Genomic DNA, 13,420 nt, shown 5'->3' with positions numbered 1-13,420 from the left:
GGTCAGGTCCGCAGCATGCGGGCGATCGCGGCGGTCGCCTCCTCTACCTTGGCGTCGATCTCCGGGCCGCCCTCCCGCGCGGCGTGGGCGACGCAGTGACGCAGGTGCTCCTCGAGAAGCTGGAGGGCGAAGGACTGGAGCGCCTTGGTGGAGGCGGAGACCTGGGTGAGTATGTCGATGCAGTACACGTCCTCCTCGACCATGCGCTGGAGCCCTCTGATCTGGCCCTCGATGCGGCGCAGGCGCTTGAGGTGCGCGTCCTTGTCCTTGCTGTACCCGTGCGGGCCCGCGGCACCGGGGTGCTCGTGCGACCCGGCTGCCGCGGCTGCCGGGGCGGCCTCGCCGGAGCTCCCGGACGTCACGGAGGTCTGGGAAGCGGTCATATCGGTCCTCCCGGGATCATATACCCCTGCTGGGTATAGCGTACCGAAGTGACGTCCGGCCGCGCTGTGCAGCGGCACCTTCCGGCCCCGCTCGGTTCATTTTCTATTCACTTTCGACCTCTCTTCACTTCACCTGATCAACCTAGCTTCGGGTCGGCATGGCGGCCTGACGGGAAGGAACTCGACGACTGTGAAGCTCCGGCGCGCGGTCCTGGTCTCCGGGGCCCTGGCTTGCACGGCCTCGCTCGCCGCTACCCTCACCGCCTGCGGCAGTGACGACAACTCCGGTCTTCCCGGCGCCGTGGACTTCTCGGCGGAGACGCTGCGGTGCGGCCCCGGCGGCACCTTGCTGGCCTCCGGTTCGAGCGCCCAGGCCAACGCGATGGAGGTCTGGGTGAACACTTACCAGGCCAACTGTGACGGCAGTCAGATCAACTACAAGGCCACCGGCTCCGGCGCGGGCATCCAGGAGTTCCTCCAGGGCACCACGGCCTACGGCGGCTCCGACTCGCTGCTGACCGAGAGCGAGAGGGCGCAGTCGCGCTCCGTGTGCCGCGACGGCGGCCAGGCCATTCACCTGCCGCTGGTCGCCGGTCCCATTGCCGTGGGCTACAACCTCCCCGGCGTCGACGACCTCGTCCTCGACGCGCGGACCCTCGCGGGGATCTTCGACTCCCGCATCACGCGCTGGGACGACCCCGCCATCGCCGCCCTCAACCCGGACACCGACCTGCCCGACCTGCCGATCACGCCCTTCCACCGCTCCGACGGCTCGGGCACCACCGACAACTTCACCTCCTACCTGCACGCCGCCGCCCCCGACGCCTGGCCCCACGAGCCGGGCAAGAACTGGCGCGGCAGGGGCGGCCAGGCCGCCGACGGCTCCTCCGGCCTGGTCGGCATGGTGCAGCAGAACGAGGGCGCCATCTCCTACTTCGAGCTGTCCTACGCGCACCAGAACGACATCGACACCGTCCGCGTCGACACCGGTGCCGCCGAGCCGGTCGCGGCCACCGTGGAGAACGCCTCGGCGGCCATCGGCGAGGCCGAGGTCGTCGGCACCGACGGGGACCTCGCACTCGAACTCGACTACACGACGCGCGAGGAAGGCGCGTACCCGATCGTTCTCATCACCTACGAGATCGTTTGCGACAAAGGTAATAATCCGGACACCCTCGGGCTGACGAAGGCGTTCCTGCGCTACGCCGCCAGCGACGAGGGTCAGCAGGACCTCGCCGAGATCGACTACGCGCCGGTCTCCGGCGACATCATCCGCCAGGTCCGCGAGCGGATCGAGGACATGTCGTGACGCCGAAGGACACCCCCCACACCCCCATGGCCAGCCCCGACACCCCCGGCACCGCGCCGGAACGCCCTGCCGCACGGCCCGCCTCCCGCCTCGGCGACCGCGTCTTCAGCGGCCTGTCCAAGGGATCAGGCATCATCCTGCTGCTGATCATGGCGGCCATCGCGGTCTTCCTCTCCGTCCGCGCCGCCGTCGCCATCAGCAGCAACGAGGGCAACTTCCTCACCACGTTCGAGTGGAACGCCAACGGCGACCCGCCCTACTTCGGCATCGCCGTCCTCCTCTTCGGCACGGTCGTCAGCTCCGTCATCGCGATGGTGCTGGCCGTGCCCGTCGCCGTCGGCATCGCGCTGTTCCTCTCCCACTACGCGCCGCGCCGCCTGGCCGCCCCCATCGGCTACCTCGTCGACCTCCTCGCCGCCGTGCCGAGCATCATCTACGGCCTGTGGGGCGCCCTGTACCTGGTGCCGCGCCTGACCGGCCTGTACGAGTGGCTCGACGACTACTTCGGCTGGACCGGCATCCTCGCCTACGACGGCACGCCCGCCCGCTCGCTGATGACCGCCGGCATCCTGCTCGCGATCATGATCCTGCCGATCATCACCAGCGTGACCCGCGAGGTGTTCCGCCAGGCGCCCGCCGCCCACCAGGAGGCCGCCCTGGCGCTGGGCGCCACCCGCTGGGAGGTCATCCGCATGACCGTGCTGCCGTTCGGCCGCTCCGGTGTGATCAGCGCGTCGATGCTCGGGCTCGGCCGCGCCCTGGGCGAGACGATGGCCGTCGCCACCGTGCTGTCCCCCAGCTTCCTGATCAACGCCAGCCTGCTGGAGTCCGGCGGCGGCACCTTCGCGCAGAACATCGCCAGCCAGTTCAAGGAGGCCGGGGCCATGGGCCGCGACGCGCTCATCGCCTCCGGCCTCGTCCTCTTCGTCCTCACCCTGCTCGTCAACGGCGCCGCCCGGCTGATCATCGCGCGCCGGCGTGAGTACTCAGGAGCCGCCGCATGACGCCTCCGACCCAGGCCCCGGCCGCCAGCGCGGCCACCGCCGCCCCCGTCCCGCCCGCCCCCACGCTGCGTCCGCCGCGGCTGCCGCGCTGGTCGATGGGAGCGCTGCTGACCGGTTCGCTGGCCGTCGGCACCGCCGCGGGACTGCTGCTGCACCTCAGCAGCCGCTTGCAGTGGGGCCTGATCGCTGCCCTCGTCTTCGTCGCGGCCACCTTCGGCCTCACCGCGCGCGTCGAGGGCAGGCGCCGCGCCGTCGACCGGCTGGCGTCGCTGCTGGTGTGGGCCAGCTTCGCGGTGGCCGTGCTGCCGCTCGCCTCGCTCGTGTGGGAGACGGTGACGCGGGGTATCCCCGGCGTGAGCTGGTACTTCCTGACGCACTCGATGAACGGCGTCCTCAGCTGGCAGGACGGCGGCGGCATCTACCACGCCATCCTCGGCACCGTCCAGCAGGTGCTGCTGGCCAGCGTCATCGCCATCCCCATCGGGCTGCTCACCGCCGTCTACCTCGTCGAGTACGGCCGGGGCAGGCTGGCGAAGGCCGTGACGTTCTTCGTGGACGTCATGACCGGCATCCCGTCCATCGTCGCGGGCCTGTTCATCCTCAGCCTGTGGATCATGATGCTGGACCTGGGGTACTCGGGCTTCGCCGGCGCCCTGGCGCTGGCCATCCTGATGATGCCGATCGTGGTCCGCTCCACAGAGGAGATGCTCAAGCTCGTGCCGAACGAGCTGCGCGAGGCGTCGCTCGCCCTGGGGGTGCCGAAGTGGCGCACCATCCTCAAGGTCGTGCTGCCGACGGCGATCGGCGGCATCACGACGGGCGTCATGCTCGCGCTCGCCCGGATCGCCGGCGAGACGGCCCCCATCATCCTGCTCGTCTTCGGCAACCAGATGATCAACGCCAACCCGTTCGAGGGCGCGCAGTCCTCGCTGCCGCTCTTCGTCTACGAGCAGTGGGCCTACGGCACGGAGCCGGCGTACGACCGGGCCTGGGCGGCGGCGCTGGTGCTGATCGCCTTCGTGATGGTCCTCAATCTCGCCGCGCGCGCCATCGCCCGGTGGAAGGCCCCCAAGACGGGCCGCTGACCTGCTAGGAGCACTGGAAACACCATGGCCAAGCGCATCGACGTCTCGTCGCTGTCCGCCTACTACGGCAACCACAAGGCGATCGACGACATCAGCATGCACATCGAGCCGAAGTCGGTGACGGCGTTCATCGGCCCGTCCGGCTGCGGCAAGTCCACCTTCCTGCGCACCCTCAACCGCATGCACGAGGTCACCCCCGGCGGCCGGGTCGAGGGCAAGGTGATGCTGGACGACGAGGACCTCTACGGGCCGGACGTGGACCCGGTGATGGTCCGCAGGACCGTCGGCATGGTCTTCCAGCGGCCGAACCCGTTCCCCACCATGTCGATCTACGACAACGTCGCCGCCGGGCTGCGGCTGAACGGCGTCCGCTACAAGAAGTCCGAGCTCGACGACATCGTGGAGAAGAACCTGCGCGGCGCCAACCTCTGGAACGAGGTCAAGGACCGCCTGCACCGGCCCGGCTCCGGCCTGTCCGGCGGCCAGCAGCAGCGGCTGTGCATCGCCCGCGCCACGGCCGTCGAGCCGGACGTGCTGCTGATGGACGAGCCGTGCTCCGCGCTCGACCCGATCTCGACGCTGGCGGTCGAGGATCTCATCGAGCAGATGAAGTCGCGCTTCACGATCGTCATCGTCACCCACAACATGGGCCAGGCGGCGCGGGTGTCGGACCGGACGGCGTTCTTCAACCTCTCGGGCGTGGGGCAGCCGGGGAAGCTCATCGAGATCGACGAGACCGAGAAGATCTTCTCCAACCCCAGCGTGAAGGCCACCGAGGACTACATCTCCGGCCGCTTCGGCTGACGGAGCACCCGGACCCCAGGCGGGTCCAGACCGACGTCGGAGGACGCCAGAGGAACGTCAGACGACGAAGTCCACGGCCCAGAACGTGAGCGCGGCGACCGCGGCGGCGGCCGGCATGGTGATGAACCAGCCGTTGACGATGCCCCGGGCGACGCCCCACCGCACGGCGCTCAGCCGCCGCGTCGCGCCCGCGCCCATGATTGCCGACGTGATCACGTGCGTCGTGGAGATCGGCGCGTGGAACAGGTACGACGCCGCGTACAGCACGGTCGCCGACGTGCTCTCGGCGGCGAAGCCGCTCGGCGGGTTCAGCTCGATGATGCGCCGCCCCAGGGTCCGCATGATGCGCCACCCGCCCACGTAGGTACCCAGGGACAGCATCAGCGCGCAGACGACCTTCACCCACACCGGGATGCCGTCGTCCGCCTCCTGCACGTCGGCGATCACCAGCGCCATCACCACCACGCCCATGGCCTTCTGGGCGTCCTGAAGCCCGTGCCCCAGGGCCATGGCGGCGGCCGAGACCGTCTGCGCTATGCGGAAGCCGTGCTGCGCCCGGCGCGGGTTGGCCCGGCGGAACAGCCACAGGATGCCGACCATCACGGCGTAGCCGAGGACGAGCCCGATCAGCGGCGAGATCACCATCGGCAGCACGATCTTGCTGAACACGCCGCCCCAGTACACGGTGGACGCCCCGGCGAGCGCCGCGCCGACCAGGCCGCCGAACAGCGCGTGGGACGAGGAGGACGGCAGCCCGAAGTACCAGGAGATCAGGTTCCAGACGGTCGCTCCGAGCAGGGCGGCGAAGAGGATGGTCATCCCCTGGTCGCCGGTGGGGGTCGCGATCAGGTCCTCGCTGATCGTCTCCGCCACGCCGCTGCCCAGGAATGCTCCGGCCATGTTCATGACCGCTGCCATGCCCAGCGCGACGCGGGGGGTGAGCGCCCGGGTCGAGATGGACGTGGCGATGGCGTTGGCGGAGTCGTGGAAGCCGTTGGTGTAGGTGAAGAACAGGGCGGTCGCGATGACCACGACGAGGGCGAACGTGTCCACGGGAGTCTCAGGACTCCTTGACCACGATGGACTCGACGGTGTTGGCGACCGCCTCGAACGCGTCGGCCGCCTCCTCCAGGACGTCCACCACCTGCTTGAGCTTCATCACCTCGATGGCCTCGTAACCGCCGTTGAAGAGGTGGGCAAGCAGCTTCCGGTGGATGCGGTCGGCCTGGTTCTCCAGGCGGTTCACCTCAATCCAGTACTCGTTGAGGCTGTCCATCGTCCGGAGGTTCGGCATGGCCTCGGCCGTCAGCTCCGCGGCCCTGCCCAGCACCTCGATCTGCTGGTCAACGCCCGGAGGAAGCTCGTCGATCTCGTAAAGCACGACGAGATCGACGGCCTCCTCCATGAAATCCATCACGTCGTCCAGACACGCCGCGAGGCGGTAGATGTCCTCGCGGTCGAATGGGGTGACGAATGAGGAATTCAGCTGGTGGAAGATCGCGTGGGTCGCGTCGTCACCCGCGTGTTCCGTCGCGCGCATGCGCTCGCCGATCTCGACGCGCGTAGCGGGCGGGGCGCCGAGGAGCTCCATGAGCAGCTTCGAGCCAGTCAGGAGGTTGTCGGCTGCGGTGGCGAACAGGTCGTAGAAGCTCGTCTCCTGGGGCGTCAGGCGGAAGCGCACTGGAGTTCCTCTGGCGTTCATCATGCGGGTGTCCCCGCTGATGCTAAGGGCAGAAACCGGCCACGGCTAACCCCCCCGGGGGAAACCCGGCGGCGGCCGGACGTCAGCGCCCGCCGTTGTAGGGGCCGTACGGCCCGTCGCTGCTGCTCCAGCCGCCGCCCCGGCGCCGGCCGGTGACCTGCTGCAACGCCGGGCGCACGTCCACCAGGTACACGATGGTGGCGATGGTGCCGGCCAGGATGAGCAGGATCATCGGCACGAACAGGTGGACCGCCACCGTGAGGCCGAGGATGAGCAGCCAGAACGGCTTCGTCTGCTTGTCCGCCGCGCGGAACGCGTCCTCCCGCTGGAAGACCGCGTGCCCGAGCGCGAACAGGCTCAGGCACGCCAGGCCCAAGAAGATAAGCGTTACCAGATTGTTGAAGCCCTGCAGGAGCATTCCGTCACCACCGCCCTGTCCGATCGCTGACCGTCGCCCTCCACGCTACCGGCCGTTTCCGGCAGGCGTAATGGCGCGCTTTTCCGTTACTGCGCGGGCGGCGTCTTCTTCGGGGCGGCCTTCTTGCGCGCGGCCGTCTTCCGGGCCGCCCTGCTGGACGCCTCCCGCGGGCCGTCCCCGGCGCTGTCCTTGGCGCTGTCTCCGGCACTGTCCTTGGCGCTGTCCTTGGCGCTGTCCTGCGGCTCCTGCGGGCCGTCACCGGGCTCCCGGCCGCCGTCCGCCGCGGCGGCGGCCTGCCCGGCCGCGGGCACGGCCGTCTCCTCCGCCTCGGGCGCCGCGGGCTCCGGTTCGGTCACCACGTGCTCGACCGTGACTTTTGTCTCCTGGTCCGGGGCGGTCGTCCCGGCCTCCTCGCCGCGCCAGGTCGCCACGACGGTCTTGCCGCGCTCGGCGAGCCCGTCGTAGGTCTCCCGGGCCTTCACCGCGTACTCCAGCGCCAGCCCGACCCCCTGGAGCGCCAGCGCCTGCGCGCGCTCGCGGAACTCCGGCAGCCGCTCGCGGAACTCCGGCAGCCGCTCGCGCAGCTCAGGCAGCTCGCGCAGCTTCTGGGCGGCCAGGTCGGCCGTGCCCGCGGCGACGTAGAACGGCGTGGAGCTGGTCAGTGCCTTCTGTACCTGCCGGATGTCATCCGTGATCGCCATGACGGTCCCTCCCGTGATCGTTGCGCTGGCGGTTCTCATTCACGAACGAGCGGTAGACCTGGAGCAGCGCCTGCTTCTGCGGCTCGGTGAGTGCCTCGTCGGCGGCCACCGCCTCCGCCACCCCGCACGGCGCCGTCGCGGACCCGGCGCCGGCCCCCGCCTCGCCGCGTGCCCGCTCGTGCCGCTCGTCCAGGATTCCGGCCTGCACGTACAGCGTCTCCGCCGAGATCCGCAGGCCCTTGGCGATCTGCTGGAGGATCTCGGCGCTCGGCTTGCGCAGCCCGCGCTCGATCTGGCTCAGGTACGGATTCGACACCCCGGCCGCCTCCGCGAGCTGCCGCAGCGACAGCTTGGCCTGCCGCCGCTGCTCCCGCAGGAACGCACCGAGATCGCCGACTCCGAGTGAGGCCATGGGCTCCAGCGTGCCGGAGGGTGCTAACTATCGCAAGCACCCTGCTTGCAGCAGCATGCTCCGGGTCATCCGGGGGTCTCGAGCCAGCGCGCGTACAGGCCGAGGAGTATCAGCAGGCCGAGGCCGCCGATCACGCCGTACAGGCCGGTCTTCCAGGTGACGGTCTCCAGGGCCGTCGGCTCCGTCTTGTCATAGCCGTTCTCCCGGCCGATCTCCTCGGCCAGCCGCTCCACCTGCGCCTGGTCGGCGCCGGTCAGGCCATCGGCGTCGGACGCCAGGCGCTGGGCGAGGCTGGTGACCCGGGCAACCTCGTCCGCGGCGAACGGGCCCCGGGGCTCGGTCCGGCCGGGAGAGCCGGGAACCGGCAGGACGGAGCAGCGCAGCAGCTCGCCGGTCTCCTCATCGAGGACGAGATCGGCGTCCTCGGGGTCCTCCGCCTCCGGGTCGATGCCGCAGGCCGCGCCCGGCTTCGCGAACTCCACGACGTACGGGGACGGCGGCGACGTGACCGCAAAGTGCACCACGAGGCTCACGGCGCCGCCGGCCACCCCCAGCAGCGCCGCCAGGCAGCCGAGCAGCGCGAACCGGGGGGCGCCCGTCCCGTTCCCGCCGGAGCGCGATCCCGGCCCGGTGCCTGCGCCCGTCATGGTTCCCCCTCGTCGCCCTCGCCCTCGTCCGCACTGCCGGTGGCGGCGGCCGCCGGGTCCATCATCGCCGCGCCCGCCGGGCCGGGACAGGGGCTACGGGACGGGGGCTACGGGGCAGGGGATAACGCCGTTTGACCCTATGGTGCATAGCTTCATGCCTATAGTCTTTAGGAAGATGCCATAGCGTTCTAGGAGGTGGCCATGGCACGCGCGGGGCTGACCGCAGAACGCCTGACGCGGGCGGGCGCGGAGCTCGCCGACGAGGCCGGCTTCGAGCACGTGACCGTCTCTGCGCTCGCCCGCCGGTTCGGCGTCAAGGCCGCGAGCCTGTACGCGCACCTGCGCGGCACCCACGACCTGAAGACCCGGATCGCCCTGTTCGCGCTGGCGGAGCTGGCCGACCGGGGCGCCGACGCGCTGGCCGGCCGGGCGGGCAAAGACGCGCTCGCCGCCCTGGCGCACGTCTACCGCGACTACGCCAGGGAGCACCCCGGCCGCTATGCCGCCACCCGGTACCCCCTGGACCACGAGACCGCCGTCACCAGCGCGGGCGTGCGGCACGCCCGGATGACGCGGGCCATCCTGCGCGGCTACCACCTGGCAGAACCCGACGAGACGCACGCCGTCCGGCTGCTGGGCAGCGTCTTCCACGGCTACATCAGCCTCGAACTCAGCGGCGGCTTCAGCCACAGCGAGCCCAGCTCCGACGAGACCTGGGCCCGGATCCTCGACATCCTCGACGCCCTGCTGCGCTCCTGGCCTGCCGCACCACCGGACGGCGCCGCCCTCACCCTCCCCCGGCACCCCGCACCCCCGGAACAGGACTTCCCATGAGCAGCACCACCGCCGACCGCCCCGAGCTGACGGTCACCACCCCCCTCACCGCCGGCCTGCTGCGCGGCGCGCTCGAGGTGGAGCACACCGAGCGCGGCCTGCTGCCGCACCGGCTGCCGGCCTGGGCCCGCGCCCAGTGCGCCGACGGCCAGCTGGCCATGGCGGAATCGCAGCCCTCCGGCGTACGGCTAGCCTTCCGCACCCGGGCGACGGCCGTCGAGCTGGAGACCGTGCCGGTCAAGCGGGCCTACGCCGGCCTCGCGCCCCGCCCGGACGGCGTGTACGACCTGTTCGTCGACGGCCGCCCGGCCGGGGCAGGGCAGCGTCGCCGGCGGTGACGTCCTCGCCATCGACCCGGCCGCGGGCACCGCCGAGCACCGGCCCGGGCCGCCGGGCACTGTCCGGTTCGACGGTCTGCCGGCGCGCGAGAAGGACGTCGAGATCTGGCTGCCGCACACCGAGACGACCACCCTCGTCGCCCTGCGCACCGACGCGCCCGTCGCGCCCGCGCCGGACCCGGACCGCCCGGTGTGGCTGCACCACGGCAGCTCGCTCAGCCACGGCTCGGACGCCGCCAGTCCCGCCACCACCTGGCCCGCGCTCGCCGCGGCCGCCGGCGGCGTGGAACTGGTCAACCTCGGCTTCGGCGGCGGCGCCATGCTGGATCCCTTCACCGCGCGGGCGATGCGGGACACCCCCGCCGACCTGATCAGCGTCAAGATCGGCATCAACCTCGTCAACGCCGACCTGATGCGCCTGCGCGCCTTCGGCCCGGCCGTCCACGGCTTCCTCGACACCCTCCGCGAGGGCCACCCCACCACGCCGCTGCTGGTCGTCTCACCGCTGTACTGCCCGGTCCACGAGGACACCCCCGGGCCGGCCGCCTTCGACCCCGAGGCGCTGCGGGCCGGCACGCCGCGGTTCCGCGCCACCGGCGACCCCGCGGAACGGGCCGCCGGGAAGCTGACGCTGACGGTCATCCGCGAGGAACTGGCCCGCATCACCGCGCAGCGGGCGGCCAGCGACCCGCACCTGCGGTACCTCGACGGCCGTGAGCTGTACGGCGCGGACGACTACGCCGAACTGCCGCTGCCCGACGGGCTGCACCCCGACGCCGAGGCCCACCGCCGCATCGGGGCGCGCTTCGCCGCGCTGGCCTTCGCTGACGGCGGCCTCCTCGCCGCCCGCGCGCGCTGACGCCGCGCCCATGACAGCGGGGAGAAAGCGTGACCCCGCAGGCTCACCTCAACGGGGAGACACCAGCGCCGGACAGCCACCGGCCTGGCCCCGCGGGGGAAAGCCGGACCGGTTGCGCCGCACGGCGCCGCAACCGGTCCGGCGCAGACTCCTCCGTCCAGCGGCCCCAGCCGCCGCAGCCCTGCGGCAACCGGCCGGCCGGGGACGGCGCACGGCCGTACCCTGCGCGCCTCGCTCATCAGGGTGAAGCGTCCCGGGAGCGGAGGGAACGGCCGCGCCCGGCGGTTACGGTCGCGATCATGGTCAGTTCGTCTCATGAGGCGGCTCATCGGATCTTCCAGGACCGGCCCGAGCTGCTCGCGCCGGTGTTCGGCATCCTCGGGGTGCCGCTGCCGCGCAAGGCGGCGGTGGAGGTGCTCACCCCCGACGCCACGGAGATCCGGCCGGTCGAACGGCGCGTCGACAGCGTGCTGCGGGTGCGTCCGCCAGACGGCGAGGGCTTTCTGCTCGCTATTGAGGCGCAGGGGCGGCGCGACCCGGACAAGGCGGTGAGCTGGGCGTACTACCTGTCCTTCCTCACGGCGAAGCACGGCTGCCAGGCCCTGCTGCTCGTGGTCTGCCAGGACAAGACCACGGCGGACTGGGCGGCCGGGCCGTTCCCGCTGGGGCCGGAGGGCTGGACGGCGCTGACGGTCCATCCGCTGGTCCTCGGGCCGGGGAACGTGCCGGTGATCACCGACCGGGAGGAGGCCGCCCGGGACCTGACGCTGGCGACGTTCTCCGCTCTGACGCATGGGCGGGCCCGCGACGTGGGGGAAATACTGGAGGCACTGGCCCTCGCCCTGGGGGCCGCCGACCCGGATTCCGTCGCGTACTACTCGGAACTGCTGGAGGTCGGCCTGGGGGCCACTCCGGCCAGAGAGATCTGGAGGAAGCTCATGCCGCGCACCTACTTCCCGGGACGGGGCACCCTGATCGAGCAGACCTGGCGGGAGGGCGAGGCCGAGGGGCGGGCCAAGGGCGAGGCCGAGGGGCGGGCCAAGGAGCGGGCGATGATGGTCCTGCGGGTGCTGGAGAACCGGGGCATTCCCACCCTGTCGGCGACCCGGGACCGCGTCACCGCCTGCACGGACCTGGAGACGCTCGGCCGGTGGCTCGACCGGGCGTTCGTCGTCGACACGGCGGAGGAGATCTTCGGCAGGGAGACGCCCCGCGGTTGAGCATAAATTGCGGCTCAGATGCCAATTTAGTTAGCCTGCGCGCATGCGGCTGACCCGGTTCACCGACCTCGCGCTGCGCGTGCTCATGCTCCTGGCCGCCCAGCCGGAGGGGGAGCGGTGCACCACGCGCGGCATCGCGGAGGCGGTGAACGCCCCCTACGCCCACGTCGCCAAGGCCGTGTCCCGGTTGCAGCACCTCGGCCTGGTCGGGACGCGGCGCGGGCGCGGCGGCGGGCTGGCGCTGACGAGCCAGGGGCGCGACGCCTCCGTAGGCCACGCCGTGCGCGCGCTGGAGGGCGACGGCGAGGTCGTCGACTGCGACGGCACGGATCCCTGCCCGCTGCGCCCCGCCTGCCGCCTGCGCGGCGAACTGCGCCGCGCCCAGGAGGCGTTCTACGCGGCGCTCGACCCGGTCACCGTCCGCGACCTGGTGGCCGAGCCCGCCGGGCGGGTTCTGCTCGGCCTGCCGGGGAGGGGGTAGCGGTGCTGCCGGAACGCTCCGCCGCCCTCGTCCGCGCGACGCTGCCCGCGCTCCGGGACGCCATGACGGCGTTCACCGAGCGCTTCTACGGGCGGCTCTTCGCGGCGCACCCGTCGCTGCTGCGCGACCTGTTCAACCGCGGCAACCACGCGGCGGGCACCCAGCGCCAGGCGCTCGCCGCCTCGTTCCTCGCCTACGCCACCGCCCTCACCAGGCCGGGCAGCGGCGGTGAGGACGCGCACGCGGCCCTGCTGCGGCGCGTCGCGCACAAGCACGCCTCCGTCGGCGTCACCGCCGCGCAGTACACCGTCGTCCACACGCACCTGCGGGCCGCGCTCGCCGAGACGCTCGGCGCGGCCGCCACGCCCGCGGTGCTCTCCGCCTGGGACGAGGTGTACTGGCAGATGGCCAACGACCTGATCGGCACGGAGCGCAGGCTCTACGCCGAACGCGGCGTGCTGCTCGGCGACACCTGGCGCGAGTGGACCGTCACCGGCCGGACGGCGGAGACCGAGGACGTCATCACGCTCCGGCTGCGCCCGGCCGACGGCCGCCCCGCCCCCGCGTTCCGGCCCGGCCAGTACGTCTCCGTCCGCGTCCAGCTCCCCGACGGGGCACGGCAGATCCGGCAGTACAGCCTGTCGTCCCCGCCCGGCCCGGAGGAACGGGCCATCACGGTCAAGCGGGTGCGGGGCGGCGAGGGCCCGGACGGCGAGGTGTCCGGGCACCTCCACGCCCACGCGTGGCCCGGAAGCCGGCTCACGCTGTCCGCCCCGTTCGGCGACTTCGTGCTCGGCGACACGCTCACCGCGCGGCGCACGCCCCTGCTGTTCGCCACCGCCGGGATCGGGTGCACGCCCGTGCTGCCGATGCTCGCGCAGCTCGTCACGCACGCCTACCCGGCGCCCGTCCTCGTCGTCCACGCCGACCGTTCCCCCGCCACGCACGCCCTGCGCGCCGAGCAGCGGCGCCTCGTCGGCGAACTGCCCCGCGGCGAGGCGTACTTCTGGTACGAGCGGCCGGATCCCGGCTGGCCCGCCGACCGCACCGGCCGCGCCGACCTCACCGCGCTGGCGCTGCCGGACGGGCTGCACGCCTACCTGTGCGGGCCGCTGCCGTTCCTGCGCGCCGTCCGCGGCCAGCTGCTCGCGGCGGGGGTGCCGGCCTCGGCCCTGCACTACGAGGTGTTCGGGCCGGACCCGTGGGCCGCGGCGGGCTGACCG

15 protein-coding genes and 1 pseudogene are annotated in these 13,420 nt (G+C 72.1%); 9 read left to right on the top strand and 7 right to left on the bottom strand.

The features are described 5' to 3' along the window. Positions 1-2: 2 nt before the first annotated feature. Entirely contained in the window at positions 3-383 is a 381-nt protein-coding gene (locus tag JK356_RS20045; RefSeq protein WP_201870076.1) for a metal-sensitive transcriptional regulator, read from the bottom strand. A gap of 190 nt (positions 384-573) precedes the next feature. Here JK356_RS20045 and pstS point away from each other — a divergent pair, with 190 nt between their 5' ends. The 4 genes from pstS to pstB are packed head-to-tail and all read left to right on the top strand — an operon-like array spanning position 574 to position 4,585. After that, positions 574-1,692, top strand: coding sequence for a phosphate ABC transporter substrate-binding protein PstS (pstS, locus tag JK356_RS20040; RefSeq protein WP_201870075.1), 1,119 nt, complete (start codon positions 574-576; stop codon positions 1,690-1,692). Positions 1,693-1,718: 26 nt separating this feature from the next. Next, positions 1,719-2,696, top strand: coding sequence for a phosphate ABC transporter permease subunit PstC (pstC, locus tag JK356_RS20035; protein WP_201870130.1), 978 nt, complete (start codon positions 1,719-1,721; stop codon positions 2,694-2,696). Continuing rightward, positions 2,693-3,781 carry a phosphate ABC transporter permease PstA gene (gene pstA, locus JK356_RS20030; protein ID WP_201870074.1) on the top strand — a complete coding sequence of 363 codons (1,089 nt, stop codon included), beginning with the start codon at positions 2,693-2,695 and terminating at the stop codon, positions 3,779-3,781. The genes pstC and pstA overlap by 4 nt, the downstream gene beginning before the upstream one ends. A gap of 24 nt (positions 3,782-3,805) precedes the next feature. After that, a complete protein-coding gene (gene pstB / locus JK356_RS20025; RefSeq protein ID WP_201870073.1) occupies positions 3,806-4,585 on the top strand; it encodes a phosphate ABC transporter ATP-binding protein PstB in 780 nt (259 codons plus the stop codon). Positions 4,586-4,642: 57 nt separating this feature from the next. On the opposite strand, the gene JK356_RS20020 is transcribed toward pstB, so the two are convergent. The 6 genes from JK356_RS20020 to JK356_RS19995 all read right to left on the bottom strand — a co-directional run bounded on the left by JK356_RS20020 (position 4,643) and on the right by JK356_RS19995 (position 8,465). Continuing rightward, positions 4,643-5,638, bottom strand: a complete 996-nt coding sequence (locus tag JK356_RS20020; RefSeq protein WP_201870072.1) for an inorganic phosphate transporter — start codon at positions 5,636-5,638, stop codon at positions 4,643-4,645. A gap of 7 nt (positions 5,639-5,645) precedes the next feature. Next, entirely contained in the window at positions 5,646-6,266 is a 621-nt protein-coding gene (locus JK356_RS20015) for a DUF47 domain-containing protein (protein ID WP_201870071.1), read from the bottom strand. A 103-nt stretch (positions 6,267-6,369) separates the two neighbouring features. Then, a complete protein-coding gene (locus JK356_RS20010; RefSeq protein ID WP_201870070.1) occupies positions 6,370-6,705 on the bottom strand; it encodes a DUF2516 family protein in 336 nt (111 codons plus the stop codon). Positions 6,706-6,791: 86 nt separating this feature from the next. Further along, positions 6,792-7,406 (bottom strand): hypothetical protein, encoded by a 615-nt coding sequence (locus JK356_RS20005; protein WP_201870069.1) that lies wholly within the window; start codon positions 7,404-7,406, stop codon positions 6,792-6,794. After that, complete coding sequence (locus JK356_RS20000; protein ID WP_201870068.1) at positions 7,390-7,818, bottom strand: helix-turn-helix domain-containing protein; 429 nt, start codon at positions 7,816-7,818, stop codon at positions 7,390-7,392. Before JK356_RS20000 ends, JK356_RS20005 begins: the two co-directional genes overlap by 17 nt. 65 nt (positions 7,819-7,883) lie before the next feature. Next, complete coding sequence (locus JK356_RS19995; RefSeq protein ID WP_201870067.1) at positions 7,884-8,465, bottom strand: hypothetical protein; 582 nt, start codon at positions 8,463-8,465, stop codon at positions 7,884-7,886. 201 nt (positions 8,466-8,666) lie between these two features. Between JK356_RS19995 and JK356_RS19990 the strand changes: the two genes are divergently transcribed. The 5 genes and pseudogenes from JK356_RS19990 (at position 8,667) to JK356_RS19970 (ending at position 13,417) form a co-directional block, all read left to right on the top strand. Next, complete coding sequence (locus JK356_RS19990) at positions 8,667-9,299, top strand: TetR/AcrR family transcriptional regulator (RefSeq protein ID WP_201870066.1); 633 nt, start codon at positions 8,667-8,669, stop codon at positions 9,297-9,299. Beyond that, positions 9,296-10,496 (top strand): annotated as a pseudogene (locus JK356_RS19985) (GDSL-type esterase/lipase family protein). Before JK356_RS19990 ends, JK356_RS19985 begins: the two are co-directional and overlap by 4 nt. Positions 10,497-10,795: 299 nt before the next feature. Beyond that, positions 10,796-11,716, top strand: coding sequence for a hypothetical protein (locus JK356_RS19980; protein WP_201870065.1), 921 nt, complete (start codon positions 10,796-10,798; stop codon positions 11,714-11,716). Between the two features lie 43 nt (positions 11,717-11,759). Beyond that, positions 11,760-12,197, top strand: coding sequence for an Rrf2 family transcriptional regulator (locus tag JK356_RS19975; protein WP_201870064.1), 438 nt, complete (start codon positions 11,760-11,762; stop codon positions 12,195-12,197). 2 nt (positions 12,198-12,199) lie between these two features. Further along, a complete protein-coding gene (locus tag JK356_RS19970) occupies positions 12,200-13,417 on the top strand; it encodes a globin domain-containing protein (RefSeq protein ID WP_201870063.1) in 1,218 nt (405 codons plus the stop codon). Positions 13,418-13,420: the final 3 nt, after the last annotated feature.

The organism is Streptomyces sp. 7-21 (genome assembly GCF_016741785.1).
Lineage (GTDB): Bacteria > Actinomycetota > Actinomycetes > Streptomycetales > Streptomycetaceae > Streptomyces.
Note: the sequence above shows the minus strand (reverse complement) of the source record. Positions and strands in the feature narration are given on the sequence as shown.

Excerpts from the sequence above, each read along its gene's own strand:
- JK356_RS19975 (WP_201870064.1), top strand. The coding sequence starts at position 11,760 with ATGCGGCTGACCCGGTTCACCGACCTCGCGCTGCGCGTGCTCATGCTC.
- JK356_RS19990 (WP_201870066.1), top strand. The coding sequence starts at position 8,667 with ATGGCACGCGCGGGGCTGACCGCAGAACGCCTGACGCGGGCGGGCGCG.
- pstC (WP_201870130.1), top strand. The coding sequence starts at position 1,719 with ATGGCCAGCCCCGACACCCCCGGCACCGCGCCGGAACGCCCTGCCGCA.
- JK356_RS20010 (WP_201870070.1), bottom strand. The coding sequence starts at position 6,705 with ATGCTCCTGCAGGGCTTCAACAATCTGGTAACGCTTATCTTCTTGGGC.
- JK356_RS19980 (WP_201870065.1), top strand. The coding sequence starts at position 10,796 with ATGGTCAGTTCGTCTCATGAGGCGGCTCATCGGATCTTCCAGGACCGG.
- JK356_RS20045 (WP_201870076.1), bottom strand. The coding sequence starts at position 383 with ATGACCGCTTCCCAGACCTCCGTGACGTCCGGGAGCTCCGGCGAGGCC.
- JK356_RS19995 (WP_201870067.1), bottom strand. The coding sequence starts at position 8,465 with ATGACGGGCGCAGGCACCGGGCCGGGATCGCGCTCCGGCGGGAACGGG.
- pstA (WP_201870074.1), top strand. The coding sequence starts at position 2,693 with ATGACGCCTCCGACCCAGGCCCCGGCCGCCAGCGCGGCCACCGCCGCC.
- JK356_RS20005 (WP_201870069.1), bottom strand. The coding sequence starts at position 7,406 with ATGGCGATCACGGATGACATCCGGCAGGTACAGAAGGCACTGACCAGC.
- pstB (WP_201870073.1), top strand. The coding sequence starts at position 3,806 with ATGGCCAAGCGCATCGACGTCTCGTCGCTGTCCGCCTACTACGGCAAC.
- JK356_RS20000 (WP_201870068.1), bottom strand. The coding sequence starts at position 7,818 with ATGGCCTCACTCGGAGTCGGCGATCTCGGTGCGTTCCTGCGGGAGCAG.